General features: G+C 73.8%; 22 protein-coding genes. 13 read left to right on the forward strand and 9 right to left on the reverse strand.

Annotation, left to right across the window (positions count from 1 at the left end):
• Positions 1-95: 95 nt before the first annotated feature.
• From OG552_RS05305 to OG552_RS05325, 5 genes are all read left to right on the forward strand, one after another.
• The gene (locus OG552_RS05305; protein WP_329130025.1) at positions 96-1,439 is read left to right on the forward strand and encodes a D-alanyl-D-alanine carboxypeptidase family protein; all 1,344 of its coding nucleotides are present in this window, start codon (positions 96-98) and stop codon (positions 1,437-1,439) included.
• On the forward strand, positions 1,436-2,959 hold the full coding sequence (locus OG552_RS05310; protein ID WP_329130026.1) for an SDR family oxidoreductase: 1,524 nt from the start codon (positions 1,436-1,438) through the stop codon (positions 2,957-2,959). The genes OG552_RS05305 and OG552_RS05310 overlap by 4 nt, the downstream gene beginning before the upstream one ends.
• 273 nt (positions 2,960-3,232) lie before the next feature.
• The gene (locus OG552_RS05315; protein ID WP_329130028.1) at positions 3,233-5,392 is read left to right on the forward strand and encodes a restriction endonuclease; all 2,160 of its coding nucleotides are present in this window, start codon (positions 3,233-3,235) and stop codon (positions 5,390-5,392) included.
• A 289-nt stretch (positions 5,393-5,681) separates the two neighbouring features.
• Positions 5,682-6,827 (forward strand): transcription termination factor Rho, encoded by a 1,146-nt coding sequence (gene rho / locus OG552_RS05320; RefSeq protein ID WP_329130029.1) that lies wholly within the window; start codon positions 5,682-5,684, stop codon positions 6,825-6,827.
• Positions 6,828-6,957: 130 nt separating this feature from the next.
• The gene (locus tag OG552_RS05325) at positions 6,958-7,329 is read left to right on the forward strand and encodes a hypothetical protein (RefSeq protein ID WP_329130031.1); all 372 of its coding nucleotides are present in this window, start codon (positions 6,958-6,960) and stop codon (positions 7,327-7,329) included.
• 39 nt (positions 7,330-7,368) lie between these two features.
• On the opposite strand, the gene OG552_RS05330 is transcribed toward OG552_RS05325, so the two are convergent.
• Positions 7,369-8,385: a GNAT family N-acetyltransferase gene (locus OG552_RS05330; protein WP_329130033.1), complete on the reverse strand. Its 1,017-nt coding sequence runs from the start codon at positions 8,383-8,385 to the stop codon at positions 7,369-7,371.
• Positions 8,386-8,481: 96 nt separating this feature from the next.
• Positions 8,482-9,108 (reverse strand): uridine kinase, encoded by a 627-nt coding sequence (locus OG552_RS05335; protein WP_329130034.1) that lies wholly within the window; start codon positions 9,106-9,108, stop codon positions 8,482-8,484.
• A 286-nt stretch (positions 9,109-9,394) separates the two neighbouring features.
• On the opposite strand from OG552_RS05335, the gene OG552_RS05340 reads away from it, so the two are divergent.
• Entirely contained in the window at positions 9,395-9,589 is a 195-nt protein-coding gene (locus tag OG552_RS05340) for a hypothetical protein (protein WP_329140550.1), read from the forward strand.
• 156 nt (positions 9,590-9,745) lie between these two features.
• Positions 9,746-11,365 (forward strand): hypothetical protein, encoded by a 1,620-nt coding sequence (locus OG552_RS05345; RefSeq protein ID WP_329130035.1) that lies wholly within the window; start codon positions 9,746-9,748, stop codon positions 11,363-11,365.
• Positions 11,366-11,393: 28 nt separating this feature from the next.
• Here the strand turns inward: OG552_RS05345 and yczR are convergent, their stop codons facing one another.
• On the reverse strand, positions 11,394-12,884 hold the full coding sequence (gene yczR, locus OG552_RS05350) for a MocR-like transcription factor YczR (RefSeq protein WP_329130036.1): 1,491 nt from the start codon (positions 12,882-12,884) through the stop codon (positions 11,394-11,396).
• A 141-nt stretch (positions 12,885-13,025) separates the two neighbouring features.
• On the opposite strand from yczR, the gene yczE reads away from it, so the two are divergent.
• Both yczE and OG552_RS05360 read left to right on the forward strand, forming a co-directional pair.
• Positions 13,026-13,667: a membrane protein YczE gene (gene yczE / locus OG552_RS05355; protein ID WP_329140552.1), complete on the forward strand. Its 642-nt coding sequence runs from the start codon at positions 13,026-13,028 to the stop codon at positions 13,665-13,667.
• Between the two features lie 255 nt (positions 13,668-13,922).
• Entirely contained in the window at positions 13,923-14,297 is a 375-nt protein-coding gene (locus tag OG552_RS05360; protein ID WP_311295778.1) for an RNA polymerase-binding protein RbpA, read from the forward strand.
• 234 nt (positions 14,298-14,531) lie between these two features.
• On the opposite strand, the gene fxsA is transcribed toward OG552_RS05360, so the two are convergent.
• Positions 14,532-15,140: an FxsA family membrane protein gene (gene fxsA / locus OG552_RS05365; protein ID WP_329130037.1), complete on the reverse strand. Its 609-nt coding sequence runs from the start codon at positions 15,138-15,140 to the stop codon at positions 14,532-14,534.
• 221 nt (positions 15,141-15,361) lie between these two features.
• Here fxsA and OG552_RS05370 point away from each other — a divergent pair, with 221 nt between their 5' ends.
• From OG552_RS05370 to OG552_RS05380, 3 genes are all read left to right on the forward strand, one after another.
• Positions 15,362-15,847: a CU044_2847 family protein gene (locus tag OG552_RS05370; protein ID WP_329130038.1), complete on the forward strand. Its 486-nt coding sequence runs from the start codon at positions 15,362-15,364 to the stop codon at positions 15,845-15,847.
• Positions 15,840-18,032, forward strand: a complete 2,193-nt coding sequence (gene fxsT, locus OG552_RS05375; protein WP_329130039.1) for an FxSxx-COOH system tetratricopeptide repeat protein — start codon at positions 15,840-15,842, stop codon at positions 18,030-18,032. The genes OG552_RS05370 and fxsT overlap by 8 nt, the downstream gene beginning before the upstream one ends.
• Positions 18,033-18,133: 101 nt before the next feature.
• The gene (locus OG552_RS05380; protein WP_329130040.1) at positions 18,134-18,961 is read left to right on the forward strand and encodes a hypothetical protein; all 828 of its coding nucleotides are present in this window, start codon (positions 18,134-18,136) and stop codon (positions 18,959-18,961) included.
• Positions 18,962-18,997: 36 nt separating this feature from the next.
• Here OG552_RS05380 and OG552_RS05385 read toward each other — a convergent pair whose 3' ends face one another.
• The 5 genes from OG552_RS05385 to OG552_RS05405 form a co-directional block, all read right to left on the reverse strand.
• On the reverse strand, positions 18,998-19,768 hold the full coding sequence (locus tag OG552_RS05385) for a polyprenol monophosphomannose synthase (protein WP_329130041.1): 771 nt from the start codon (positions 19,766-19,768) through the stop codon (positions 18,998-19,000).
• 8 nt (positions 19,769-19,776) lie between these two features.
• A complete protein-coding gene (gene lnt / locus OG552_RS05390) occupies positions 19,777-21,432 on the reverse strand; it encodes an apolipoprotein N-acyltransferase (protein ID WP_443071141.1) in 1,656 nt (551 codons plus the stop codon).
• Between the two features lie 797 nt (positions 21,433-22,229).
• Positions 22,230-23,903 (reverse strand): amidohydrolase, encoded by a 1,674-nt coding sequence (locus tag OG552_RS05395; RefSeq protein ID WP_329130042.1) that lies wholly within the window; start codon positions 23,901-23,903, stop codon positions 22,230-22,232.
• A 66-nt stretch (positions 23,904-23,969) separates the two neighbouring features.
• Entirely contained in the window at positions 23,970-24,410 is a 441-nt protein-coding gene (locus OG552_RS05400) for an Lrp/AsnC family transcriptional regulator (protein ID WP_329130043.1), read from the reverse strand.
• 47 nt (positions 24,411-24,457) lie between these two features.
• Entirely contained in the window at positions 24,458-25,699 is a 1,242-nt protein-coding gene (locus OG552_RS05405; RefSeq protein ID WP_329130044.1) for a D-arabinono-1,4-lactone oxidase, read from the reverse strand.
• A 296-nt stretch (positions 25,700-25,995) separates the two neighbouring features.
• Here OG552_RS05405 and OG552_RS05410 point away from each other — a divergent pair, with 296 nt between their 5' ends.
• Positions 25,996-26,445, forward strand: a complete 450-nt coding sequence (locus OG552_RS05410; RefSeq protein WP_329130045.1) for a hypothetical protein — start codon at positions 25,996-25,998, stop codon at positions 26,443-26,445.
• Positions 26,446-26,488: the final 43 nt, after the last annotated feature.

The following is a 26,488-nucleotide window of genomic DNA, read 5'->3' on the forward strand; positions in this document are numbered from 1 at the left end:
GCCCGTCGGTTCCGCGTCACCCGGAGGCACGCCTTCTCATCCGGATGGGCCTCGCCGCGGTGCCGGGCGGGTGCGGGCGTTCCTAACGTGGCGGCATGACTGCCTCGCACCCTCCTCGCTCCCGTGTCCCCACCCGGGCGGCCGGACCCGCCGGCCGCCACACCGCCACACCGGCCTGCGCCCTCGCCGCGGCCTGCTGCCTCGCGGCGCTGAGCACGCTGCCCGCCGCTGCCGCCTCCGGCGACGGGCACGGCTCGGCCGGCTCCTCGTCCTCCGTCGCGGCCGGCGGCGCACTGCTCGGCAGGCCCGGTGTCCAGCTGCGGCCCGAGGACGACACCCCGGCGCTGCCGGCCGGCCTGTCCGCGCTCTCCTGGACCGTCTCCGACGCCCGCACCGGCCAGGTGCTCGCCGCGAAGGACGCGCACCGGCAGCTGCCGCCCGCCTCCACCCTCAAGACGCTCTTCGCCGACACGGTGCTGCCCCGTATCCCGCGCGAGACGACCCACAAGGTCACCGACGAGGACCTGGCCGGCATCGGCGAGGGCAGCAGCCTGGTCGGTATCCAGGCCGGCCAGACGTACACCGTCGCGGACCTGTGGCGCGGGGTCTTCCTCGCCTCCGGCAACGACGCCGTGCACGTCCTGGCGCACATGAACGGCTCGGTGCCGCTGACCGTCTCCCAGATGCAGGCCAAGGCGAAGATGCTCGGCGCCGACGACACCCATGTGGTCTCACCCGACGGCTACGACGAGCCGGGCCAGGTCTCCTCCGCCTACGACCTGGCGGTCTTCGCCCGGGCGGGCCTGGCCGACCCCGACTTCGCGGAGTACTGCTCGACGGCGAGCGCGCAGTTCCCCGGCGGTTACGACGCCAACGGCAACTACGTGGAGTCCTTCGGCATCCAGAACACCAACCGGCTGCTCACCGGCGCCGACGGCGTCACCAAGTACCCCGGCGTCATCGGGGTGAAGAACGGCTACACCACCAACGCGGGCAACACCCTGATCGCCGCCGCCACCCACGGCGAACGCACCCTCATCGCCACCGTCATGAACCCCCAGTCCGGCAAACCGCAAGCCGTCTACCACGAGGCCACCGCGCTGCTGGACTGGGGCTTCGAGGCGGCGGGACGCACCGGGTCGGTCGGCACCCTCAACAGCGTCCAGCCGGCCGCGCTCCAGGGCAGTGGGGCGAACGCCCCGGCGGCCGGCGCCCCGCACGCCGGCGCTCCGCCCGCCCGGGCCCCGCATGCGCAGGCCCCGGCCGCCGCCGCACCGGTCCGCCGCACACCGGCCACACTGCCCGCCGAGGCACCTGCCGCGCACACCGCGTCGCCGACCGGCTCGCCGACGGCCTGGTACATCGGCGGCGCGCTGGCCGTGGTGGCCGCCGTGTCGGTGCTGGTGCTGCGCAAGCGCGCGACGGCCAGGCCGCGTTGAGCACCGACGGCGGCGGCCTGCACTGCCTGGTGACCGGCGCCACCGGATACATCGGCGGGCGGCTCGTCCCCGGGCTGCTGGCCGCGGGCCACCGGGTGCGGTGCGCCGCGCGTACCCCGGAGAAGCTCCGCGACCACCCCTGGGCGGCCGACGTGGAGACGGTCCGGGCGGACGTGCTCGACGCCGGGGCGGTGGCCGAGGCGATGCGCGGCATCGACGTGGCCTACTACCTGGTGCACGGGCTGGGCGGCGCCGACTTCGAGCGGACCGACCGGGAGTCGGCCCGGATCTTCGGGGCCAGGGCCCGGGCGGCGGGGGTCCGGCGGATCGTCTACCTGGGCGGTCTCACCCCGCCCGGCGTGCCCGTGCAGGATCTCTCGCCGCACCTGCGCTCCCGCGCGGAGGTGGGCCGCATCCTGCTGGACTCCGGAGTGCCGACCGCCGTGCTGCGGGCCGCAGTGGTGATCGGCTCCGGCTCTGCGTCCTTCGAGATGCTGCGGTACCTCACCGAGCGACTGCCGGTCATGATCACGCCGAGCTGGGTCCGTACCCGGCTGCAGCCCGTCGGGGTGCGGGACGTCCTGCGGTATCTCGTGGGCTGTGCCGGGCTGCCGCCGGAGATCAACCGGACCTTCGACATCGGCGGCCCCGACGTGGTCACCTACCGCGACATGATGCGGCGGTACGCCTCGATCGCCGGGCTCAGCCGGCGGCTGATCGTGCCGGTCCCGGTCCTCTCGCCTGGCCTGTCCAGCCACTGGGTCGGACTGGTCACCCCCGTTCCGGCCGCGATCGCCCGGCCGCTGGCCGAGTCGCTGCGCCATGAGGTGGTCTGCGCCGAGCACGACATCGCCGAGTACGTTCCCGACCCGCCCGGCTGTCCGATCGGCCTGGACCAGGCGCTCGGACTGGCGCTGCGCAAGGTCAGGGACGCCGAGGTGGAGACGCGCTGGTCGTCGGCCGCGGTGCCGGGCGCGCCCAGCGACCCGCTGCCGACCGATCCGGACTGGGCCGGCGGCAGCCTCTACACCGACGTACGGTCGCTGCACATCGCCTGCTCCCCCAAGGCGCTGTGGCGGATCGTCGAGGGGATCGGCGGTGAGCACGGCTGGTACTCCTTCCCGCTTGCCTGGTCGGTACGCGGCCGGCTGGACCGGCTGGTGGGCGGGGTGGGACTGCGCCGGGGCCGCCGTGACGCCCAGCACCTGCGGGTCGGCGACTCCCTCGACTTCTGGCGGGTGGAGGAGCTCCAGCTCGGGCGCCTGCTGCGCCTGCGTGCCGAGATGCGGCTGCCGGGACGTGCCTGGCTCGAACTGACCGTCATGCCCGGCGACCGGCCGGATCGCTGCCACTACCGCCAGCGTGCCCTCTTCCACCCGCGCGGCCTGCTCGGCCACGCCTACTGGTGGAGCATCTCCCCCTTCCACTCGGCCGTCTTCGGCGGCATGGCCCGCAACATCGCGGCAGCCGCGGTCCGTTACGAGCGGGGTGACGACGCAGCGCCGGAGCGGACGGGCTGAGGCGCCCGCCGGCCGGAAACCCGGCCAGAGATCCGGTCAGAGATCCGGTCAGAAACCCGGCCCGGCGCGAGGGCGCCGGCGGACCGGCGTCGCGGTCAGGCCCTGCGCGCGGTGACCGCGATCGGGGTCCGCAGGCGACGGTTCCCGATCTTTGCCGGGCCGGTGGCGGAGAAGCGCTGACGTGGCCGTATCGTCGGCAGTACGCTCTGTTGCCTCAAGGCCAACGCCGCCCGGGGGGGCCGGGACGTCCGCCCGGAGGGAGCCTTCTGCGTCATGAGCCGTCGTTCGACCGGTCCGGTGTCCACGTGGGCCGAGATACAGCGGCAGCGCCAACGGCAGACCGAGGCACAACACCGGGCCCAGGCCGTGCAGTTGCGGGAGGCGGAGCGCAGGCAGCGGGCCGCCGAGCGGGCCCAGGCACGCAGCCGGCGGGAGCAGCAGGCGGAGTACCGCTCCCGGCGGGAGGCCGACGCCCGTAACCGCACCGACGAACTCGACCGCAGAATGGCGGAGTTGTCAGGACTGCTGCGGGCCGGCTGCACCGCCGCGGTGTTCTCGCCGGACGCCCTGCTCGCCTCGGAGCAGTTGGAGCCCTTCGCACCTGGCCGGCTCGCCGACCCGCTCCCGATGCCGCGGCCCGAGGCGTATCTGCCCGCGCAGCGCTCCGGCTGGGGCTTCGGCAACCGCGCGCAGGAACAGGCGGCGCGGGCCCGCTACGAGGACGGCCTGCGCGCCGCGCAGGCCGCGGAGGCGCGGCGGCAGCAGCAACTCGCCGCCTACCGCGAGCAGTACCGCCAGTGGGCGGACAGCCGCCTGGCCGAGGTCCGGCGGCACAACGCCGAGGTGCAAACCACCCTCGCGGCGCTGCGGCGGGGCGAACCGGCAGCTGTGGTCGAGTACTTGACGGCCGCTCTCTATGCCTCGCCGGTCTGGCCGGAGGGCCTGCCCCGCCAGGTGTCGGCGTCCTTCGAACCGCCCGAGCGGCGGCTGCTGCTCAACTGGGAGCTGCCGCCCTTCGCGGTGATCCCGGAGAGTTCGCTGGTGCGCTACCTGCCGGGCGCGGACCGGGACAAGGAAGTGGCCAGGCCCGCCACCGAGCGCCGCGCCGCCTACCGCGACCTGCTCGCCCAGTGTCTGCTGCTGGTGCTGCGCGAGGTCTTCGGCGCCGACCGCTTCGAACTGCTCGACTCGGTCGTGCTCAACGGCTTCGTGGACGACGTCGATCCGGCCACCGGGCACCGTACCCCGGTCTATCTGGCCAGTGTCGCGGTGTCCAGGTCCGACTTCGCCGCGGTCAACCTGGCCGCGGTCGACGCGGCGGACTGCCTGGTCGAGGGGCTGGGCGGGCAGTTGTCACCGCGTCCCGACCGGCGGACCGCGGTGCCGCCGGCCCGGCTGCCGGGGGCCGCGGGCCGGGCGGTCGTCTCGCACGGCGGCGAGGACGCGGACGACGAGCCCGACCTGCTGGCGATGGACCCGCTGGAGTTCGAGGAGCTGGTCGCCGAGCTGTTCCGGGCGATGGGCATGCAGGCGGTGACCACGGTCCGCTCCGGTGACGGCGGGGTGGACGTGGACGCGCTCGACCCCGATCCGATCCGCGGCGGGAAGATCGCCGTACAGGTCAAGCGTTACCGCAAGACGGTGCCGCCGACCGCGGTGCGCGACCTGTACGGCACGGTGCAGAGCATCGGCGCCAACAAGGGCGTGCTGGTCACCACCTCCGGCTTCGGCCGCAGCTCCTATGTCTTCGTCAGCGGCAAACCGATGACTCTCGTGTCGGGTACCGACCTGGTGGCACTGCTGCACCAGTACGGGCTGCGCGGGCGGCTCGGCCCGGCGACCGCTCCGGAAGCGGCCCCGCACCCGGCCGGCGGCCCCGGACAGGACACGCGGGACGCCCGTGACGCCCATGACGCTCAGGACGCCGATGACGCTGAGGACGCTGACGCCAGCGTGCTCGGCATGTGGTGGTCAGGCTCGGTCCGGCTCGATGTCTGCGCCCTGGTGTGCACGGGCGGCCGGGCCCTGGGTGACGACCACTTCGTCTTCTACAACAACCCGCGCACCCCGGACGGCACTGTGCGGATGATGCCGGCCCTGGGTACGGACAAGGCCGCGATCTGGGTGAGTTTCGACCGGCTGCCGGCCCGCGCCGACCGGGTGGTGCTGGTCGCCGCGGTCGACCCGGAGGCGGATCCGCACGCCGATCTCACCGGCTTCACCGACGCCCGCATCCGCCTGACCGATCCGGCGGGCGACGAGGCCGACCGGCTGGAGGTCTCCGACGGCAGGCCGGGCGAGACCGCGCTGGTGCTCGGCTCCTTCCGCCGGCGGGCGGACGGGAACTGGAACTTCGTGCCAGGTGGCAAGGGGTATCCGGGCCCCGATGGGCTGCTCGATCTGGTGCAGGAACACGGCATCGAGGTGGAGTGACACCAGGCGCGGCACCGGCCGTGCTAAGCTCTTACTAGGGACGCATAGTTCTCGCCTTTCTGTGGCGGCTGTCCCTGATCTTCCGGGGGTCTTCTGTGATCTCCCCGTCGTGATTTTTCCGCGACGTTCTCCATGCACCGGTCTCCGGTGGCATCTCGCGGTCCGTGGAGCGTGATGGTTCTCCGCTCGCGCCGCATCCCCCTTGTGATCTTCCGCATTCTTCCTCCCCGACCTGCTCGGCCGCGCGTCGACCCGCTCGGGACTCCCGTCCTCGAAAGGACGACGATTCATGACCGACATTCTTGAACGCCCGCAGGTACAGCGGGACATGCCACCGGCCACCGTGGCCGGCGTGCTCGATGTGAGCGGCGGCCGGGGCGGCCGGCTGCGTGCTTCCGGGTGGCTGCCGTCACCCGGTGACGTCCAGGTCTCCGCGGCGCAGATCCGTGCCGCGGACCTCCGCAAGGGGGACCTGGTCGAAGGGGTAACCGGCCGGTCCGGCATCCTCGATGAGGTACGGCTGGTCAACGGACGCCCGCCTGGCCTCAGTCGGCGGCACTTCGCCGATCTGACCCCGCTGCACCCGCGGCAGCGGCTACGGCTGGAGAGCGATCGGCTCAAGGGGTCGAGCGCCGCCGCCGGGCGGATCATCGATCTGATGGCGCCGGTCGGCAAGGGCCAGCGCGGGCTGATCGTGGCGCCGCCCAAAGCGGGCAAGACCATGCTGCTGCAGAGCATCGCGGCCTCCGTCGCCGCGAATCATCCCGAGGCCCATCTGATGGTGGTGCTGCTCGACGAGCGCCCGGAAGAGGTCACCGACATGCGGCGCAGCGTGCGCGGTGAGGTGATCTCGTCGACCTTCGACCAGCCGGCCAAGCAGCACATCGCGGTGGCGGAACTGGCCGTGGAGCGGGCCAAGCGGCTGGTGGAGCTGGGGCAGGACGTGGTGATCCTGCTGGACTCGCTGACCCGGCTGTGCCGGGCGCACAACACCGCGGGCGCCGGCAGCGGACGCACCCTGTCCGGCGGCGTGGACGCGGCGGCGCTGACCGGGCCGAAGCGGCTCTTCGGCGCGGCCCGGCTGGCCGAGGAGGGCGGCTCGCTCACCATCCTGGCCACCGCCCTGGTGGACACCGGCTCGCGTGCCGACGACTTCTACTACGAGGAGCTCAAGGGCACCGGCAACATGGAGCTCCACCTGGACCGGGCGCTGGCCGAACGCCGGATCTTCCCCGCGGTCGACGTGCTCACCTCCGGCACCCGCCGCGAGGAACTGCTGTTGCCGGCCGGCGAACTGTCGGTGGTACGCGGGCTGCGCCGGGCCCTGTACGGGCGCGACGCCCAGTCGGGCATCGATGTGCTGCTGGAGCGGATGCGGCAGACCCCGGACAACGCGGCCTTCCTCAAGCAGATCCAGAGCACCCTGCCGGCCTGAGCGCCCGGCGTGCTCGCACGGGCTGCGGATCGCCGGGGACACCGGGCAGGGCCAGTGGGTCAGCCAGCTGAGCAGCGCGCCGGCGCACATCGCGGCGGTCCGCGGCGAACAGGACGACTGCCGGCGGCACGTGGACCGGGCGCTCGCCCGCGGCGCGGGTACGGCGATGGCACCGGGCGCGCCCTGGGCGTACTGGTCGCAAGGGCTGCTCGAACTCGGCCTGGGCCGCGCCCGGTCGGCGCCCGACCGGCTCCTCCTGCTGTCCGGGCCGTCGGTCCGGCACCACATCTGCGCCGTCCGCAGCGTCCCCGACCCGGTGGAGGCCGCGGTCCGGCTGGGCGTACCGCGGCAGGCGGACGAGCCGCCGGCCCGCTTCGAGGAGTGGGCCGCCCGCAGCCGGCAGGGCTGGGCGCACGCCCTGGTGGCCCGCTGCCGCTGCCGTCACCCGACGAACGGGCCGAGGCGCTCTGCACCGAGGCGCCGGCGGCGCACTTGCCGATGACCGGCTCCCGGTCAGTACGTCCCGGTCGGCACGTCCCGGTCAGTAGGTGCCCGGCGCGCCCCCGATGCGGGCGTCCAGGGTGCGGCTGAGGCGGTAGGCGACCGGGCGGAAGCCGAAGGCCGGCCAGTGGCCGGCCGCGGTCGGGGAGGCGGACGGCCAGCGGGCCGACATGTAGCGGTGACCGTTGTCGTACGCCCAGGCCAGTGCGGTGGCCAGCAGCACCCGGCTGATGCCCTCGCCGCGGGCGGCGGGTTCCACGTACGCCTCGGCGAGTTCGACGCAGGACTCCGGTATCACCGGGTCCGGTATCGCCGGGTGGAGCAGCACCATGCCGATCTCCTCGCCCCGGCGGGAGGCGATCCAGGCACCGCAGCGGGGGTCGCCGAGCGCGTCGGCGTAGCGGAGCCGGAGCGCGGCCAGCGCGCCTTCCGGCTGGGGCTGGAAGACCGCGGTCTCGCGGTGCCGGCGGGAGGACTCGGCGGCCATCCGGCCGATCTGCGGCAGGTCGCCGGGGCCGGCCCGGCGGATGGCGAGCCCTTCGACGCCGCGGGGCTGCCGGCCGCGCGGTTTGACGCCCATCAGTCCATGCACGAGTTCGCGGCCGAAGCCGAGGTCGGCCCACGGGGAGGTGGCGGTCTCGCCGGCCGGCACCCAGGCGTAGTGCACCAGCCGCCGGTCGGCGACCAGGCGGGCGGCGACCCGGACGTAGAGCGCGCGCAGCACCTCGCTCTCCCGGCCGGAGGGCAGCGCGTGGCCGCCGTGCGGGACCAGCGCGGAGCGCGGATGGCTGCGCAGCGCGGCCGGGTCGTCGGGCGCGAGGTCGACCGGGATCGCGGCGAGGTGACCGATCAGCTCGCCGTCACCGTCCAGCGCGCGGCACGCCTCAAGGCCGGGGGCGGTGTGCAGCTTGCCGAGCAGCTCATCGCCCCGTACCGGGCCGTCGGCCAGCCACGATCGCTGGGAAGGGGGGCGGCGGGCGCGCGAGAACCAGCGGTCGTACCGCTGTGCGGCCATGGGTATGTGCTCGGTGGTCAGCGGCGCGATGGCGACAGTCATGGTGCTCGTGGACGCTAGCGGGGGGCGCGGGCCCACGGCAAGGCGGGACCGGGCGAACGGCCCGCGCCGCCGGGCACCCGTACCGGCGCGGGCCGTTCAGCCGGTCCAGGCGGGGTGCCGGGGGTCGTCGGCGCGTACCAGGACATCGGCGGTCTCTTCGGGCAGTGCCTCGCGGTCGTAGCGGTCGTACGCGGGCAGCGTCCACCGGTCCTCCTGCGGGGTGCGGCGCTCCAACGCGCCCTGGGAGAGCCGCAGATGAACGGTCAGGTCGAGCGGCAGCCCCTGCCCGAGCAGCAGCGGCCCGTCCAGCACCAGCACCCCGCCGGGCGGCAGTTGTACGTAGCCGGCCCGGGTGGAGCGGTCGGTGACCGGGTCGCGCAGCGAGGGCAGGGCGCGTCCGGTGCCGCCGGGGCCCAGCGGTTCGAGCACCTCGCGGCGGAGCGCGCCGGCGTCCAGCCAGAGTTGGTAGTACGCGTCGACGTCCTCGTGGCCGTACTCCAGGCGCAGCGAGGCCGGGCGCCAGAATGCCTCGGCGCGGACCCGGAGCACCGGGTGGCCGAGGGCCGGCAGCGCGGCGGCCAGGGCGTCGGCGAGTTCGCCGGTGCCGGCCGCGGGGGCGCCGTCCACCGCGACGCGCCACCAGGGTCCGGGCGGGGGCGCCGTGGCGACGCGTTCTGCCAGGGTCTCGGCCAGCCGCGGCCAGGTGATCGGGGTCAGTCGCACACCTCCCATCCTGCCAAGGGGCGGCGGGCGGGGCCGAACGGGAGGGGCGCTCACCCGATCGGCGGAAGTGGCCGGTCCGGAAGCGGGACCGGCGGTGGGGCGGCGCGTGGTGCGGCGGTGCCCTGCGGTGATCGCGCCGGGGCCCGGGCGGCGGGCCGCCGGGGCCTCACCCACGTGGTGGAAATTCGCTACAAATCACCCATTTGCCACCGAGCATGACCTATTACTTTTTGTGAGCCTGGAAGAACTGAAGGTGACCGTCCCCATCACCCAGGAGAAGAGCCACATGATCCTGTCCATCTCCGGCGTCGTTCTTCTCGGCGTCATCTGCTTCCTGTTCTTCCGCAAGGACGGCCTGAAGGTGTCCCACGGGCTGGTCTGCACTCTCTTCGGTTTCTACCTCGCGGGCACCGCCATCGCCCCGAGCATCAAGGCGGGCGGGCAGAGCCTGGCCAGCCTCATCGGCGGGCTCAAGATCTAGCGGCCGTCCCCGACGGCCACTCCTGCCACCCCCACGGGCCCGGCGGCGGTCGACCCGCTCCGGGCCTGTACCCGTTCGGTACGGGCTGTCCCCCCGTCCCGGGCCGCGCGTCCCACAGCGCATCCCCACCCCCCGAACCACCCCATGGAGCACCCCGTGGTCAGGCGTCCCCTTCCCAGCATCCTGAGCAGCCGACCGGCGCTCGTCCGCGGCCGTGATCTCGCGCGCACCGCGGCCGACAGCGCGACCGACGTGCTCCACCCCGTCATCACCATCGGCCGCGGCATGCGCCGCCAGGCCGCCTGGGCCGGTGGCTGGTGGGGCCGGACCGCCAAGGAGCAGCGCGGGCCGGCGCTGCTGCTGGCCGCGGCCGGCGTCGTCATCGTGGTGATGATGCCGTACGGCCCGATTCTCGCGGTGGTCGCGCTGATGGCGTCCGCCGCCTGGATGGGCCGCGACCGCAACTCCCCGGCTCCTGCCGGGCCCAGCGAGGCGGAGGGGGTGCGCCTGCAGTCGCTCTACGAGGCGCTGGTGCCGTACCTGTCCAATGCCGCCGACCCGGCGCCGCTGTACGCGCACGACGGGAGCTGGGAGAAGGCGTTCAGCTCGCACGAGTTCCAGGACGGCCGGCTGGTGCGGCTGCACCTGCGCTACCCGGCGTACTTCACCGACGGGGAGGCCGACTCGCGGGCCAGGGTCGAGCAGTTGCTGCACGCGAAGGCCGGCCGGGGGCGGGAGTACCGCTTCGACTGGAACGAGGAGGAGAACCAGCTCACGCTCACCGCGCTGCCGCCGCTGCCGACCGATGTGGTCGCGCAGCGGTTCGTCACGTCGCCCGGGGAGACGGTGCTCGGCTTCACCGACGCCGACGCGGTCCAGCGGACCGTGCCGGTGACCGTGGGCGGCGAGACCAAGGACGCGCCGCCGGTGGTGTGGCGGACCGGCGCCCGTTCCACCGAGCCGCACCTGCTCGCGCTCGGCCAGCCCGGCACCGGCACCACCAGCCTGCTGCGGTCGATCGCCCTCCAGGCGCTGGTGCACGGCGACATCGTGGTGATCGACGGGAGCGGGACCGGTGAGTACGCGTGCCTGGCCGGCCGGCCCGGCGTGCTGGCGGTCGAGGACGGGCTGCTCGGCGCGTCGGCCACGCTGGAGTGGGCGGCGCACGAGACCGAGCGGCGGCTGATCGCGGTCAACCGGGCGCGGCAGTCCGGCAGTCCGGCCGCCGACGACGTACGGCGCCCGCTGTGGATCCTGGTGGACCGGCCGACCGCGCTGACCCAACTGGCCCTCGCCGAGGGGCGGCCGGATCCGCAGGGGCTGCTGGACGTTCCGCTGCGGCACGGGCGGACGGCCAATGTGGCGGTCGCGGTGGCGGACCAGCTCGACGCCACGGAGACACTGGCGCCGGTCGTCATCGCGCAGACCAGGGCGCGGGTCGTGCTGGGGCCGCTGCCGCCGGAGCACGTCGCCGCGGTGCTCGGCGCCCCGCAGCGGACCACCCCGGCCGCCGAGGTGCCGCCGGGCCGCGGTTACGCCCGCCTCGGCACCGGCCCGGTCCTGCGGCTCCAGGTCCCCGCCACGCCCGACCCGTACGACGAGGAGACCTCCCCCGCGGACCGCGACTGCGTGCTGGCCCTCCTCCCGGGCGCGGCCCCGGCGGCGCCGGCCGCCACCCCCGAGCCCGAGCCCGACCCCGAGCCGCCGGCTCCCGAAGCGGTCTCCCTCGGCAAGGACGCGGTGGTCCGCACCGTCGCCGACCTCGAACTCGGCTGACCCGCCGGCTTCTGGCGGGCCCTGTCCGTCAGGCCACGAAGAGGCTGGTGCCCTCGCCGTCCGCGCCGCCGCCGGAGCGCACCACGTCGGCGGCGTGGGCCAGCCGGGCCGCCGCCTCGGCGGCGAGCGGCCCGCTGACGGTGAAGGGGATCCGGACGTAGGACTCGAAGGCGCCGTCGACGCCGAAGCGGGGACCGGAGGGGACACGGACCCCGAGGCGTTCGCCGGCCACGGCCAGCCGGGAGCCGGAGACGTCACCGGTGCGGACCCACATGGTCATCCCGCCCCGCGGCACCGTGAACTCCCAGTCCGGGACCCGCTCCCGCAGCGCCGCCGCCAGGTCGTCCCGGCACTCCGCCGCCCGCCGCCGCCGTGCGGCCAGCGCCTGGTCCCAGCCTTGGCCGCGCAGCAGCCAGGCCACCGCCAGCTGGTCCACCACCGGCGAGCCGAGGTCCAGATAGGCACGGGCCGAGACCAGCCGCCGCACCGCGTCCGGAGTGGTGCGGACCCAGCCGATCCGCAGCCCCGCCCACACCGCCTTGCTCGCCGAACCCACCGTCATCACCGTGCCGCCGCGGTCGAACGCGGCCATCGGCCGTACCCCCGACTCCGCGCCGTCCAGCACGAGTTCGGCCATCGTCTCGTCAGCGACCAGCACCGTCCCGGCGGCCCGCGCGGCCTCCACCAGTTCACGCCGCTCGTCGTCGCCGACCAGCGTCCCGGTGGGGTTGTGGAAGTCCGGCATCACGTAGGCCATCCGCGGTGCGGCATCCCGCAGCACCCGGCGCCAGGCGTCCATCTCCCAGCCGCCGAGCCCTTCCTTCAAGGCCACCGGCACCAGCCGGGACCCGGTCTCCCGGAACAGCTCCAGCACATTGGCGTAGCTCGGTGACTCCACGGCCACCCGCTCCCCCAGGCCCACCAGCCGCCGGGCCGCGGCACCGATCGCGCCCATCGCCCCGGTGGTCACCATGATCTGCTCGGGCATCGTCGGCACCCCGCGCGCGGTGTACCGCTCCGCGATGGCCTCCCGCAGCACCGGGAGCCCGGCCGGGAAGTCGCCGTGGGTGGCCGCGTACGCGGGGAGTTCGGCGAGCGCGCCCTCCATCGCCCGGGTCAGCCACGGCTCGGGCGCGGGCAGCGCCGCGGTGCCGAGGTCGATCACCGAGCCGGCCGCGTCCGGCGGCAGCGGCTCCAGGCTGCGCGAGGGCAGCACGTGTCCCTCCGGGACCGCGGTCCAGCTCCCCGCGCCGCGCCGGGAGCGGGCGAAGCCCTCCGCCCGCAGCGCCTCGTACGCGGCTGCCACCGTGGTCCGGCTCACGCCGAGCGCGAGGGCCAGTTCGCGTTCCGCGGGCAGCCGGGCCGCCACCTGGACCCGGCCCTCCAGCACCAGCAGCCGTACGCCATCGGCCAGTCCGCGGTAGGCGGGCAGCCTGCGGCCGCCCCCACCGGTGCGCGGCCGGGGTTCGAGCAGCCGGGCGAGATGCGCCGCACTCACCGACGCGGTCCACTGCGACATCGAATTCAGTCCACCTTCCGGTGATTGGCCGTAGAAGACCAGCATATTCAGGCCACAGAGTGTCACGTGCGTTCGACCGACAACCAGGGGGGTTCCGTGCCGTCACCGCCTTCTCCGCCGCCCGCGCCGTCCCGCCGGCGGCTGCCGTTCCGCGGGCCGCTGCCGTACCGCAGGCTGGTCCGCCTCTATGCCGGCCTCGGCCTCTACGGCGCGAGCGACGCCCTGGTGATCCGCGGCGACCTGGGACTCGACCCGTGGGACGTGCTCCACCAGGGCCTGTCCCGGCACACCGGGATCAGCATCGGCGATGTCTCCATTGTCGTCGGCGCGGCCGTGCTGCTGCTGTGGTGGCCGCTGCGGCAGCGGCCGGGCCTGGGTACGGTCTCCAACGTCTTCCTGGTGGGCACCGGAATCGACCTGACGCTGGCGGTCGTCCCGCACTACGGCGCCCTGGCGGTCAGGATCCCGCTGCTCGTCGCGGGCGTGGTGCTCAACGGCGCGGCGACCGGCCTCTATCTCGCCGCCCGCTTCGGCCCAGGACCGCGCGACGGACTGATGACCGGGCTGCACCGCAGGACCGGGCGTTCGCTCCGGTCGATCAGGACCGTGATCGAACTGACCGTGCTCGCCGCGGGTTTTCTGCTCGGCGGCGGGGTAGGAGTCGGAACGGTGCTTTACGCGACCACTATCGGCCCGCTCGCCCAGTTCTTCCTGCGGGTCTTCGCGTCACCGCGGGAGTCACCCGGGAACTACGGGCGACAGCGGTTGTCGGGGGCGATTTAGCCCTTGATGGCGCGGACCGGTAGTGTACGCGGTTGGCCCCGCAGCTTGACCGTTACTGCAGGAAAAGATACGACGACACCGGGTGACATCTCTGCCCAGATGTGACAAAACGGGCACCGGTGGGTACAAACAGGGCTGACACGACGGGCGACGCATATCCCGCAACGGGAATCTTCACCGCCGACCGGACGTTGACCGGATGACGACGACAGCGACACCTGTCCTGTGGGCGACCAAGCCCGGGAGGCACGATTCATGAGTGAGCGAGCTCTCCGCGGCACGCGACTCGGGGCCACCAGCTACGAGACCGACCGCGGTATCGATCTGGCCCCGCGCCAGACCGTTGAGTACGCATGCCGGAACGGCCATCGATTTGAGATGCCGTTCTCGGTTGAGGCCGAGATTCCGCCGGAGTGGGAATGCCGCGCCTGCGGCCAGACCGCACTTCTGGTGGACGGAGAGGGCCCCGAGGAGAAGGCCGTCAAACCGGCGCGCACGCACTGGGACATGCTCATGGAGCGGCGCACGCTGGAGGAGCTGGAGGAGGTGCTGGCCGAACGGCTGGCCGTCCTGCGCTCCGGCGCGATGAACATCGCGGTGCATCCGCGAGACAACCGCAAGAGCGCCTGACCGTGGGCCCACGGGCCCGCGAAGGCGCGGGCCCCCGACACTTCCCCGCCCGGTGCGGGAGCGTACACGCTCCCGAGCCGGGCGGTTTTCTCTGTCCGCGGGGCGGACCCGGGGCGGACCGGGGCGGACCTTTGCGCGGACCCGGGACCCGCTCCCGGCCCGGGGATCCGCTCCCCCCGGTGTCACGCCCACTCCGTGTCCGTCCACGAACCGCGCACCGTTCGCCGGCCTCCGTCAGGGCTTGTCGCGGTCGACGACCTCGCCCGGGATGACCTTGCCGTCCGGGCGGTGGATGCGTGACTGCTCCTCGGCCTCGCGGGCCTGCGACAGCAGGTCGCCGAGCGAGCCGGGGTCGGCCGCGGTGGCCGGGGCGGAGAGCTTGCGGGCCAGCACCCGGTCCAGGATCGCGCCGGTGAGCTTACGGGTCGGCGGGAAGAGCAGCACCAGGCCGACCGCGTCCGAGACGAATCCGGGGATGATCAGCAGCATCCCGCCCAGCATGTGCAGCCCGGTACGGCTGCCGCCGGGCTGCAGCGGCTCCTCGCCCTCGGCAGGCCCGGGGCCGCCGGCTTGGCGCTGCTGCCGCTGCACGGTCGCCGCGAGATTCCGCCAGGCGCTGCGGCCGGCCCGCTTCACCGCCGCCGCACCCAGCACGAAGCCGGCCAGGATGCACAGGAAGACGACGAACCCGTTGGTCGCCCCGGCCACCACGATCAGCAGCCAGATCTCCAGCACCGCCCACGCCGCGATCACCAGCGGCACCACCGTGCGGGCGCGCGAGCGCCGCCGCTGGGGGCGTTCGGTCGGCTGCGGGCGGACCGGGGGCGGTGAACTCGTCGTCATAGTCCAAGTGTGCCGCAGTCGACCACGCGAACGGCGCCCCGGGCGCCTGCTCCTTCGCCCTTGTCGGGCGGTCCCGCGCGATTGCGCGGAACCGTTCACACCGCCCCGTCCCCGCGAGTACCTTGGTCGCCTGTCGGAGCGACATTTCGCCTGGGGGGGCCGTGGACGCAGCGGGGCAGGAATCGGTCAAAGCGGTCTTACCCAGCGGCGAATTCCTCTGGGTGAAGGTCAAGGACACCCGCGAGGCCCCGGCCGGCGGCTACGCCCAGGACGCCGGCGGTCTCCGTGACCGGCTGCGGCGCCGCGATCCGGACACCCCGGTGCCGCTCTCCGGATTCACCGAGGCGATCCACGGAATCGCCCGCAGCGTCCACGACGGCCTGCAGTCCATCGCCCCGCACAGCGTGGAGATCGAGTTCGGCCTCGACATCGAGATCGCCTCGGGCGAACTGGTCAGCATGCTCGCCGATGTGCACGCCACCTCGTCCATCAGGATCACCCTCGGCTGGGAGAACGGCCGCGCCCGGCAGCGGGAAGGCGACCAGGAGGGCAGCGGCGAGGACGACCACAGCGACGGCGACAGCGACAGCGACGGGCCCGCCGGCCCGGACGGCACCGCGGCTGACTCCGCCGCGGCCGTACCGCCCGAGGGGGGACCGGCCCCGGCGGCCCCGCCCCCGGCCCGCGGCGCGGACGCCGGTGAGTAGCCCGGCGCAGGGCGCCGGTGAGCTGCAGAACCACGCGGCTGCCGCCTGCGTGGCGCTGCTCACCGCGGACGGCGCCGCCGACCTGCTCGGCTCCGGCTTCTTCGTCGCCCCCGGCAAGGTGCTGACCTGCGCGCATGTCGTCGCCGGCCATCGCCGGGTGACGGTCCGCAGCAGCGCGGGCGACGACCGCGGTGACGTCGTGCTCGCCGTCCCGCGAGAAGCGGCCGAGGAGGGCCCGTGGCCGCTGCCGGACCTGGCGCTGATCGACGTCCCCGCCACCCCTGCGGTACAGATCGACGCCTATCTGCGCCGGGTCACCGGCCATGACTCCCAGCCGTTCCGGTACCGGCCCACCGGATACCCCAAGCCGCTCGACCAGACCTACATGGCCGCGCTCGACGATGTGGTCACGGCCTCACCCGCGGCCGGCGAACTGCTGAAGCTGCTCTCCTTGATGGCCAGCGCGCCCACCCCGGTACGAATGTTCGGGAACCTGCCGGCACTCGCCGGGACACTGCCGAGCCCCGGCCTGGCGAGCCTGCCGCAACTGCTGGAGCGCGGCGGCAGCGAGCGGGACATCGTCAATGTGATCCGCCGTCACTCGCTGGCCCGTATCACCCTCGACCAGGACGAGCAGACCATCGAGATGCACCGCGTCCCCCAGCGGGTGATCGAGGGCTGCATCCCCGAGGCGGACCTGGGGGTCTACCGCCATCTGATCCACCTGATGCTGCGCGAGCGCGATCTGGTCGCGGCCCGCTCGGTCTCCCAGTGGCAGATCATGCTGGACATCTGGCGGAACCTGGAGAGTTCCCAGGCATGGGACTGCACCCGTTGCGCCGGGGACCAGACCACCCGGTCGCTGATGCTGCACGTCATCCGCACGCTGATGGTCTGGGGCGAGTCGGAGCACAGCGTGATCACCGCCCGCGCGGTGCTCGCCACCTGGGAGCCGATCCTCGGCAGTGACCACACCGACATCAGGGAAGCCACCCTGGAACTCGCCAACGCGCTGCGCAACCAGGGCGCGGCGAAGGAGTCGCTGGAACTGGACCAGGCGCTCGCCGACCGGATCGAGGAGGTTCCCGACACCCGCCCGGAGATCGCGATCAGGGTGGGTCTCAACCTCGGCGGCGACCTGCGCCGGCTGGGCCGCTACGCCGAGGCCCGGGAGGTCGACGAACGCACCCGGGAGCGGGCCGCCGCGGAGTTCGGCGAGAACGACCGGCTCTCCTTGATGGCCCGGAACAACGCGGCCGTCTCCAGCCTGCTGCTGGCCGAGCCACGGCGGGCGCTGGAGCAGGACCAGGCACTCTGGCGCGACCAGCGGCGGATCCGCGGTGACGGCGACCGGGCGACGCTGATCGCCCTCAACCGGATCGCCCGCGCCCACCGCGACCTCGGGGAGTACCGGCAGGCCGCCGAGATGCAGGAGCAGACCGCGCAGCGGTGCCGCAAGCTCTTCGAACCCGACAGCGTGATCGCGCTGACCGCCACCTTGAACCTCGCCGCGTGCCTGCGGGCGGTCGGCTCGTACGACGAGGGCTGGCGGAACGTGCAGAACGTCGTGGAGCCCATGCGGCGGGTGCTCGGCGCCGAGCACCCCGAGCACATCATGGCCCTGTCCGAACTGGCCTCCGCGCTGCGCTGCACCGGCCGGGCCACCGAGGCGCTGGTCCCCGGCCGGCGCGCGGTGGACCTCTCGGTGGCGGTGAACGGCGAGGACCACCCGTCCACCGCCATCTGCCGCAACAACCTCGCACTGGTTCATCTGGCGCTGCGGGACGGCTACTCCGCCGAGCCGCTCTTCGAGGCCGCGGCGGCCGCCTTCGGCACCTCCCTGCCGCAGGACCACCCGCACGCCCTCGCGGTCCGCGTCAACCGGGCGACCGGCGCCTGGCTGCGCCGGGAGTACGAACGGGCGGACCGGGCGGAGACCGAGACGCAGCCGCTGCTCAACAGGACCCTCGGTGAGGACCACCCGTGGTCGCTGGCCGGCGCCGCCAACCACGTCACCACCATCGACGCGCTCGGCTCGCCGATCCGCCGGATCGCCGCCAACGGCCAGTGGGAGCGCACCAAGTACGGCTACGCCCGCACCCTGGGCCGGGAACATCCGGACGCGATGGTGTGTGCCGGCCGCTCGTCCCGCGTCCTCATCGGACTGGACGCGCCCTCGGTGTGAGGGCGCGGCGCCGTGCCGCGGTCACACCGCGGCACGGCGGCACGGCGGCACGGCGGCACGGCAATGGACACCGCAGGGGCAACGGCGACACCATGACCGGCGTGACCCACTCCCCCGACGACAACGACGGACCTCCGCCCGGCGGGTCCCGGCCGCCCGTTCCCCCGGCGGCGATCGAGCGGCCGGATGTCCTGGCCGAGCGGCTGGCCCGCATCGAGGCGCTGCTGACGACCCCGGCGCGGGGCACGTTCGACGAGGCCGAGCACCGGCTGCTGCCCGCCTGGCGGCGGGCCACCCGGGGAGAGCCGCGGTGGGCCGCGACGAGCGCGGTGGTCGCGGTGCTGGTGATCCAGTGGGTGCTCCCCGCCCGGCTGGTGGTGCCGCCGAGGCCGCTGATGCCGGCCGTCGAACTGGCCCTGCTGGCCTGCCTGATCATCCTCAACCCGCACCGCATCGAGCGCCACTCGCGCGTCTACCAGGTGGTGGGGCTGACCCTGACCGGGATCATCGGCGGCGCCAACGCGTACTCCGCGGTGCGGCTGATCGGCGGGGTGGTACGGGGGACTGACGGCGAGTCGGCGGGCCATCTGCTGCTGAACGGCGGCGGCATCTGGCTGACCAACACCGCGATCTTCGCGCTGCTGTACTGGGAGCTCGACCGCGGCGGGCCGGCTGCCCGGGCGGCCGGTGAACGGCCGGTGCCGGACTTCCTCTTCGTGCAGATGCAGTCGCCGGATCTGGCGCCCCCGCACTGGGAGCCGGCCTTCCTCGACTACTTCTATCTCTCCTTCACCAACTCCACGGCCTTCAGCCCGACCGATGTGATGCCGGTGACGCGGAAGGCGAAGCTGTGGATGCTGGTGCAGTCGGCGGTGTCGCTGGTGGTCGTCGTGCTGGTGGTCGCGCGGGCCGTCAACATCCTCGACTGACCGCCCGCGCCGACCCGTTGGGACTCCCGCCGGGACTCAGTCCGTGCGCTTGGTGACCTTCGCGACCCGGGAGCCGACGCCCCACGCGGTCACCCGCCACAGCGCCTCGACGAGGATGCTGCGGCTCATCTTGCTGTCGCCGCGCTCCCGCTCGACGAAGGTGATCGGCACCTCGACCACATGGAAGCCGGCCTTGACCGCGCGCCAGGCCAGATCCACCTGGAAGCAGTAGCCGGCCGACGCGACCTCGCCCAGGCCCAGGCCCTCCAGGGTCTCCCGGCGGAACGCCCGGTAGCCGCCGGTCACATCACGGATCGGCACGTCCAGCAGCAGCCGCGAGTAGGTGCTGCCGCCGCGGGAGATGAACTCACGGGACTTGGGCCAGTTCACCACCCGGCCGCCGGAGATCCAGCGCGAACCGAGCACCAGGTCGGCGCTCTTGAGGGCAGTGAGCAGCCGCGGGAGTTCCTCGGGCTGGTGGGAGCCGTCGGCGTCCATCTCGACCAGGACGCCGTATCCGGCGTCGATGCCCCACTGGAAGCCGGCCAGATAGGCCGCGCCGAGGCCCTCCTTGCCCTGCCGGTGCATGACGTGCACGTTCTCGTCGCTCTGCGACAGTTCGTCGGCGATCTTGCCCGTGCCGTCCGGGCTGTTGTCGTCGGCGATCAGGAGGTGGGCCTCGGGGACCGATGCCCGCACCCGCGCGACGATCGGCTTGATGTTCTCGGCCTCGTTGTAGGTCGGGATGATCACCAGAATCTGCCCGAGCGGGCCGTGATTCCGCTGCTCCCCGTCGTTCTCTGTCACTGCTTCCCTTACCCCTTTGTCATGCGTGAGCGGTCGCGCCTGCCGATCGCGACAGCGGCCGCGCAGGACAGGAGCCCCACCATAGCGAGTGTCCACTCGGGTACCGCACCAAGGCGGTCGGCGACCGTTTTCTCATCACGCAGCGGGATGTCGGCGTTGAGAACCTGCTGGGTGAACTCACCGCTGCGCTGCTCGATCTTGCCATTGGGGGCGACAATCGCGCTGATGCCACTCGTGGCGGCGGTGACCACGGCCCGGCCGTGTTCGATGGCGCGCAGCTTCGACATCGCGAGCTGCTGCTCGGGCTGGCCGGTACGCCCGTAGGTGGCGTTGTTGGTCTGCACGACGATGGCCCGGGCGCCGGCGTTGACGGTGTCGCGCACGATGCCGTCGTAGGCGACCTCGAAGCAGATGACGTCGCCGAGCTCGGCGGGACCGATCTGCAGGACGCCGGTCTTCTTTCCCGGGTAGAAGTCCCGCGGGATTTCGTCGAGGCGGCTGATGACCTTGGTGAGTTCCTTGCGGAACGGCACGTATTCACCGAAGGGCACCGGGTGCTGCTTGGTGTAGTGGGCGCCGGGTCCGGTCACCGGGTCCCAGACGATGCCCTCGTTCTGCACGTGGTCCTTGTCCGGGCCGTCCACCAGGGCGCCGACCAGGATCGGCACGCCGACCGCCTGCACGGCCTGGGTGATCTTGTCGTACGCCTCGGGGTTGCTGAACGGGTCGAGGTCGGAGGAGTTCTCCGGCCACAGCACCAGGTCGGGCTTGGCCACCTTGCCGGCCTTGATGTCGGCGGCGAGCTTGAGGGTGGCGTCGACGTGGTTGTCCAGGATCATCATCGGGCGGCCGAGGAAGTGCAGCCCGGGCTGCTGGACGTTGCCCTGCACGACGGAGACGCGGACGTGGTCGGCCGCGCCGGTGGGCACCGGCACGAGGAAGCCGGCCAGCAGGGCCGCCGCCGAGGCGGCCAGCGCGATGCCGCAGGAGACGGCGGTGCGCAGCCGCCGGGGCTCGGTCCGCAGCCGCCACCCGGCCAGCGCCGCGGCGGCCACCAGGGTGCCGCTGAGGGCCACCGCGAAGGTGACCAGCGGGGCACCGCCGAGCGCGGCCAGCGGGGTGTACGGGGAGCCGGTGTTGGCGAAGGCGAGGCGGCCCCACGGGAAGCCGCCGAAGGGCAGCCGGTCCCGGGCGAGTTCCTCGGTGACCCACAGGCAGGCGGCCCACAACGGCCACCACGGCAGTTTCTGGCTGAGCACCAGGCAGGCGCCCAGCGCGGCGAGGAAGAGAGACTCGGCGACGGACAGGCCGATCACCGCGTCCCAGCCGACCACGTTGAGCCAGGCGAGCAGCCAGACGAAGAACGGCACCCCGAAGGCGAAGCCCAGCCAGGCGCCCTGCCGTACGGTCCGGCCGCGCATCAGCAGCGACAGCGCGGCGACCGCCACGACGGACAGCGGCCAGACGTCGTACGGCGGGAACGCCAGCGTCAGGACGGCGCCGCTGACGGCCGCGACGGCGGTGCTCGGCGCGGCCTTCCGGGCGGTGGCGGCGAACCGCTTGCGCCGCGTGGCGGGCGCCGGCCGGGCGGTCCCCGGCGCGGGTGCCACGACCGTCCGCTCGGTGTCCGTCGAGAGCGCCGCGGTCGCGGTCTGGGGGCGCAGGCGCACGATCGCGGCCTTCCTGCAGGTGGAGAGGTGGTGAAGCCGACGGTACCCCGAGTTGGCTCCAGGGTGGGTCGCGGGGATGCAAAGCGTCCCTCCTGTCCCCACCAGCACCCCGCCGCCCCAGCGCACACGGAACGGGCCCGGACACCCTTCGGGCCGACCTGGGACCCTCCCCCAGACTCCGTCCGGGGGCACCCCCAGCTGCGAGCCCACACCCCACCCGCCCCACCACACACGGAACGGGCCCGGACACCCTTCGGGCCGACCTGGGACCCTCCCCCAGACTCCGTCCGGGGGCACCCCCAGCTGCGAGCCCACACCCCACCCGCCCCACCACACACGGAACGGGCCCGGACACCCTTCGGGCCGACCTGGGACCCGCTGGCTGCGAGTCGGTACCAAGGCCGTTGTCTACTGGGTGTCCGGGCCCTTCCCGGGTCACACCTGCCGATCGGGCGGCCCTCCCGCTCCGTACCCTCGCGGGTGGAGGGGCCGACTGGCGAGCCGCGTTCCGCGTCATGCGCGCTGGACCTGGCTGCCAGTGGCGCGTGCACGTGCGGGTGCGACGCCCCATGGCCCAGCGGTGCTCGACGCGGGGCTGCGGAGTGCCCCCGGTCCGGCGTCCTGTGGTGGACTCCGCCGAACCTACTCGCCCCCGACCAGCCACTGTCAACACCCCTGTGACCTGCGGACTTTCGCCAAATCAGCAGGTCAGTACGGACTGCCGCGCCGTCCTGCGACACGCCGCAGCGGGGTGAGGGCACACCGTTCGGCGGCATGTACGAAACCGCAGGTCACCCGTTCGGCCGCGCGAAGACGGTGCGGCCGCCGACCACCGTGCGCAGCGCCGTGGGCAGATCGCCGCCGGGTGTCACATCGGGCAGCCCGGGGGTGCCGGAGCGCGGGTCGGTCGACCAGTTGGCGACGCGGTCGTCGGGCGCCTGGACCACCAGGTCGCCGACCGACCAGACCGCGTAGTCGGCGGGCGCGCCGGGCACCAGGACGCCCGCGTCGTCGCGGCCGACGGCCCGCCAGCCGCCGCGGGTGTGCGCGTTGAAGGCGGCGCGCGCGGAGATCCGGTGCCCCGGGGTGCGGTGGAAGGCGGCGGCCCGCACCGCGCCCCACGGGTCGAGCGGGGTGACCGGGCTGTCCGAGCCGAGCACCAGCGGCACCCCGGCCCGGGTCATCGCGGCGAAGGGGTTGAGTGCCGCCGCCCGCTCCGCGCCGAGCCGGCGGGCGTACATGCCGTCCGTACCGCCCCAGGCGGCGTCGAAGGCGGGCTGTACAGACGCCACCAGGCCGAACGCGGCGAACGCGGCGATGGACCGCTCGCTCATCAGCTCGGCGTGCTCCACCCGGTGCCGCAGCGCCCGTACCCGGTCCACTCCCGCGGTCTCGGCGGCGGCCCGGACGCCGGCCACCACCGCGTCGACCGCGGCGTCCCCGATGGCGTGGAAACCGGCCTGTACGCCCGCCTGGGTGCACAGCGCGAGGTGCCGGGCGATGGTCTCCTCGTCCAGGTGGCTGACGCCGGTGTGCGGCGCGTCGGCGTAGGGGCTGTGCAGGCGCGCGGTGTGCGAGCCGATCGAACCGTCCACGAAGAGGTCGCCGCCGGCGCCGGTCGCGCCGAGGTCGCGGAGCCGGTCGAGGTCGCCGGGGCGCTGCCAGGCTTCCGCCCAGTAGCCGTGGACCCGCGGGCCCGGCTCGGCGGCGGCCAGCGCGAGCAGTCCGGTCAGGTCGTCCTCGCCGGAGATGTCGGGGCCGGCGCACTCGTGGACGGAGCCGATGCCCTGGGCGGCGGCGTGCGCCAGTGCGGCACGCTGCGCGGCGGCCCGCTGAGCGGGTGTGACGGCCGCGTGGGCGGCCCGGCGCACCGCGTGGTGGGCGTCGCGGGTCAGCGGCTGCCGCGGGTCGTAGCCGGGCTGCTGCTCGATGCCGGGGACGAGGGCGAGCAGGGCGGTGCTGACGGCCGCGGAGTGCACATCGGTACGGGTCAGGTAGAGCGGCCGGCCCCCTGCCACCTGGTCCAGTTCCGCGCGGGTCGGGGGGCGGCGCTCGGGCCAGCGGGTCTCGTCCCAGCCGTGGCCGAGCAGGACCCGGTCGGCGGGGTGGGCGGCGGCGTGCGCGGCGGTGCGGGCCAGCGCCTCGGCGAGCGAGCCGGCACCGGTCAGGTCGAGACCGGTGAGCGCCAGGCCGGTGGCGGTGGTGTGCACATGCGCGTCCGTGAAGGCGGGGGTGACCAGCGCGCCGTCGAGTCGCACCACGGCGTCCACGCCGTCCGCGAAGGAGTCAGCGGCCCCTTCGGAGCCGACCCAGGCGACGGTGTCGCCGTCCACCACCATCGCGGTGGCGAAGGGGTCCGCCGGGCTGTAGACGAACCCCCCGCGCAGCAGCACGGTGCGGCTTCCCGCGGGGTTCCGGGTGGATACGTTCACGTCGTCGGCCGGACGAGCGGAGGTGTCGTGCATACCGCCAGTCTCCCCCGCCGCCCGGGGCCGCCCGTCCCGGGGGTCACCCCCGGCCGGCCCGGCCCGTCAGATGCGCGGCGGCCGTGACTCGTAGGCCGTGGAGAGCACCACGGTGGTGCGGGTGGAGACCCCGGCCAGGCTGCGGATGCGGCCCAGCAGGTGCTCCAGCTCGATGGGGGTGGCGACCCGGACCTTGAGGATGTAGTTCTCGTCGCCGGCCACGCTGTGGCACGCCTCGATCTCCGGCACCTCGGTGAGCCGCTCGGCGATGTCGTCCGGAGCGCTGGGGTCGAACGGCTTCACCGAGATGAACGCGGTCAGCGACAGGCCGACCGCCTCGGCGTCGATGATCGCCGCGTAGCCGCGGATCACCCCGCGCTGCTCCAGCCGCCGTACGCGCTGGTGCACCGCCGAGGTGGACAGGCCGGTGGCCTTGCCCAGGTCGGTGTAGCTCATCCGCCCATCGGCGACGAGAAGTTCCACGATGTGCCGGTCAAGCTCCTCCACAGCCGATGACCTTACCGGCTGTGGAGCCGCCGGCGGCAGGCCCGCGGTCAGGAGAAGAGCAGCCGCCGCAGGTAATCGTTGCGGAAGGTGCCCGTGGGGTCGGTCTCCTCCACCAGTGCCAGGAAGTCCGCCATCCGGGGGTACGCGGCCCGCACCAGGGCCGGGTCGGTGGTGAAGAGCTTGCCCCAGTGCGGGCGGGGGCCGAACGGGGCCAGGGCCGCCTCGATCGCGCCGAGCACCGGGCGGACCGCGGCGGTGTCCTTGACCCAGGTGAAGTGGAACGCCACGGTGTCACGGCCGTAGGCGGGGCTGAGCCACTGCCGGTCGGCGGCGACGGTACGGACCTCGCAGATCTGGAGCACCGGCGCGATGGTCCCGCGCAGACCGGCCAGCGCCTCCAGGGCGGCCACCGCGTGGGCGCGCGGCACCAGGTACTCCGACTGCAACTCCTCGCCGCTGCTGGGTGTGAAGCCGGACCTGAAGTGCGGCAGCCGCTCGTACCAGGGACCGGCCTCGCCGTCCTGGGGGGTGCAGTGCACCGGGTCGGCGCCGGGCACCGGGTGCACCGGCCCGTCGGCGGGCCGCGTCCACGGCAGGTCGGGCTCGGGCGTTCCGGCGAGCCGTTTCAGCCAGACCTGGCCGAAGCGGGCCGCACGCCAGTCGGTGAAGAGGCTGACGCTGTAGGCGGCGCCGGTGATGGCGTCGAAGTGGGCGGTGGCGTCGCCGAGTTCGAGACCGGTACGGACCCGCTGCCGCATCGCGAAGGCGGGCACGGTGTCGAGGGTGAGGTGGGTGACGACGCCGAGGGCGCCCAGCGAGACCACCGCGCCGTCGAAGGTGTCGCCGTCCTTCTCCCGGCTGAGGGTGCGGGTCAGGCCGTCGGCGGTGATCAGGTCGAGGGCGCGCACCGAGGTGCCGAGGCCGCCGTTGGCGTTCCCCGAGCCGTGGGTGCCGGTGGCGACCGACCCGGCCACCGAGATGTGCGGCAGCGAGGCCATGTTGGGCAGGGCGCGGCCCAGGGAGTCGAGGGTGCGGGCGAGTTCGGCGTAGCGCACCGCGGCGGCCACCCGGACCGTGCCGGTGGCGCTGTCGAGGTCGATCTCGGCGGGCAGGGCGCGCAGGTCGACGAGGTCGCCGTCGGTGTCCGCGATGGCGCTGAAGGAGTGGCCGCTGCCGAGCACCTTGACCTGCCGGCTGCCGGCGACGAGGGCGCGCAGCTCGCTCAGGCCGGCCGGGCGGTGCACCCGGGCCGCCGAGAAAGTGAGGTTGCCCGCCCAGTTGGTTGGCATTCGCTGCCGCCTCCGTCCGTCGGCGGACCGGCCTGGCCTCGCCGTATCGCACCCTATCCGGCGTGGCGGAAGGCGCCGCGCCGGGCCGGGCGAGGCGTTCGGGGGTGCGTGGTGGCACGGCGGGGGCGCATGCTCCGCTTGCCCCCGGCAATGTGACGAAGGCCACACCGTGTGCCACGGTGGCGCATCGGGTGGCGTGATTACACGCGTAGCGCGGCGGGAAGTGCTCGCTATGGCCGCGAGCGTGAAGCCGGGCCGGCCTGTAAGAGGGCATCCACCCAAGGGGGAGACGCGTCATGCGTAACCACATGCGTCGCAATGGCAGTGAGCGGACCGGGTCCGCTTTCGAGGAGGGCGACGAACGCGAGTTCGCGCTCGCGCTCGCCGCGCAGGACGGGGAGAGCGACGACGCGGACGAGGCGTTCGAGGACGAGTTCGGCGATGTCGTCCGGCTGGCGTGCCCGGACTGCGGGCGGCCGATCGCGGTCTTCACCGACGAGGAGAGCCTGCCGCAGCACGCCCTGTGCCCCACCCCCTGGAACCCGTTCGGCCTCACGGTCTGCGGCGGCTCGGGCCGCGCGGTCGACGACGCCCGCCCGGTGACCGTCGAGCAGGACCAGGAGCAGGAGCTGGCGACGCTGCTGACGCTGCCGGCCGAACTCGACTGGCGCACCCAGCCGTTCAGCCACGTGGGCGGACCCGGCTCCCGGCCGTTCCGGATGCCCGCGCCGCGCCTGGCGGCCTGACACCCGGTCGGCGGCACCGCTCGCGGGAGGCATCCGGGGAGTC

Origin of the sequence: Streptomyces sp. NBC_01476 (genome assembly GCF_036227265.1) — a bacterium.
GTDB lineage: Bacteria > Actinomycetota > Actinomycetes > Streptomycetales > Streptomycetaceae > Actinacidiphila.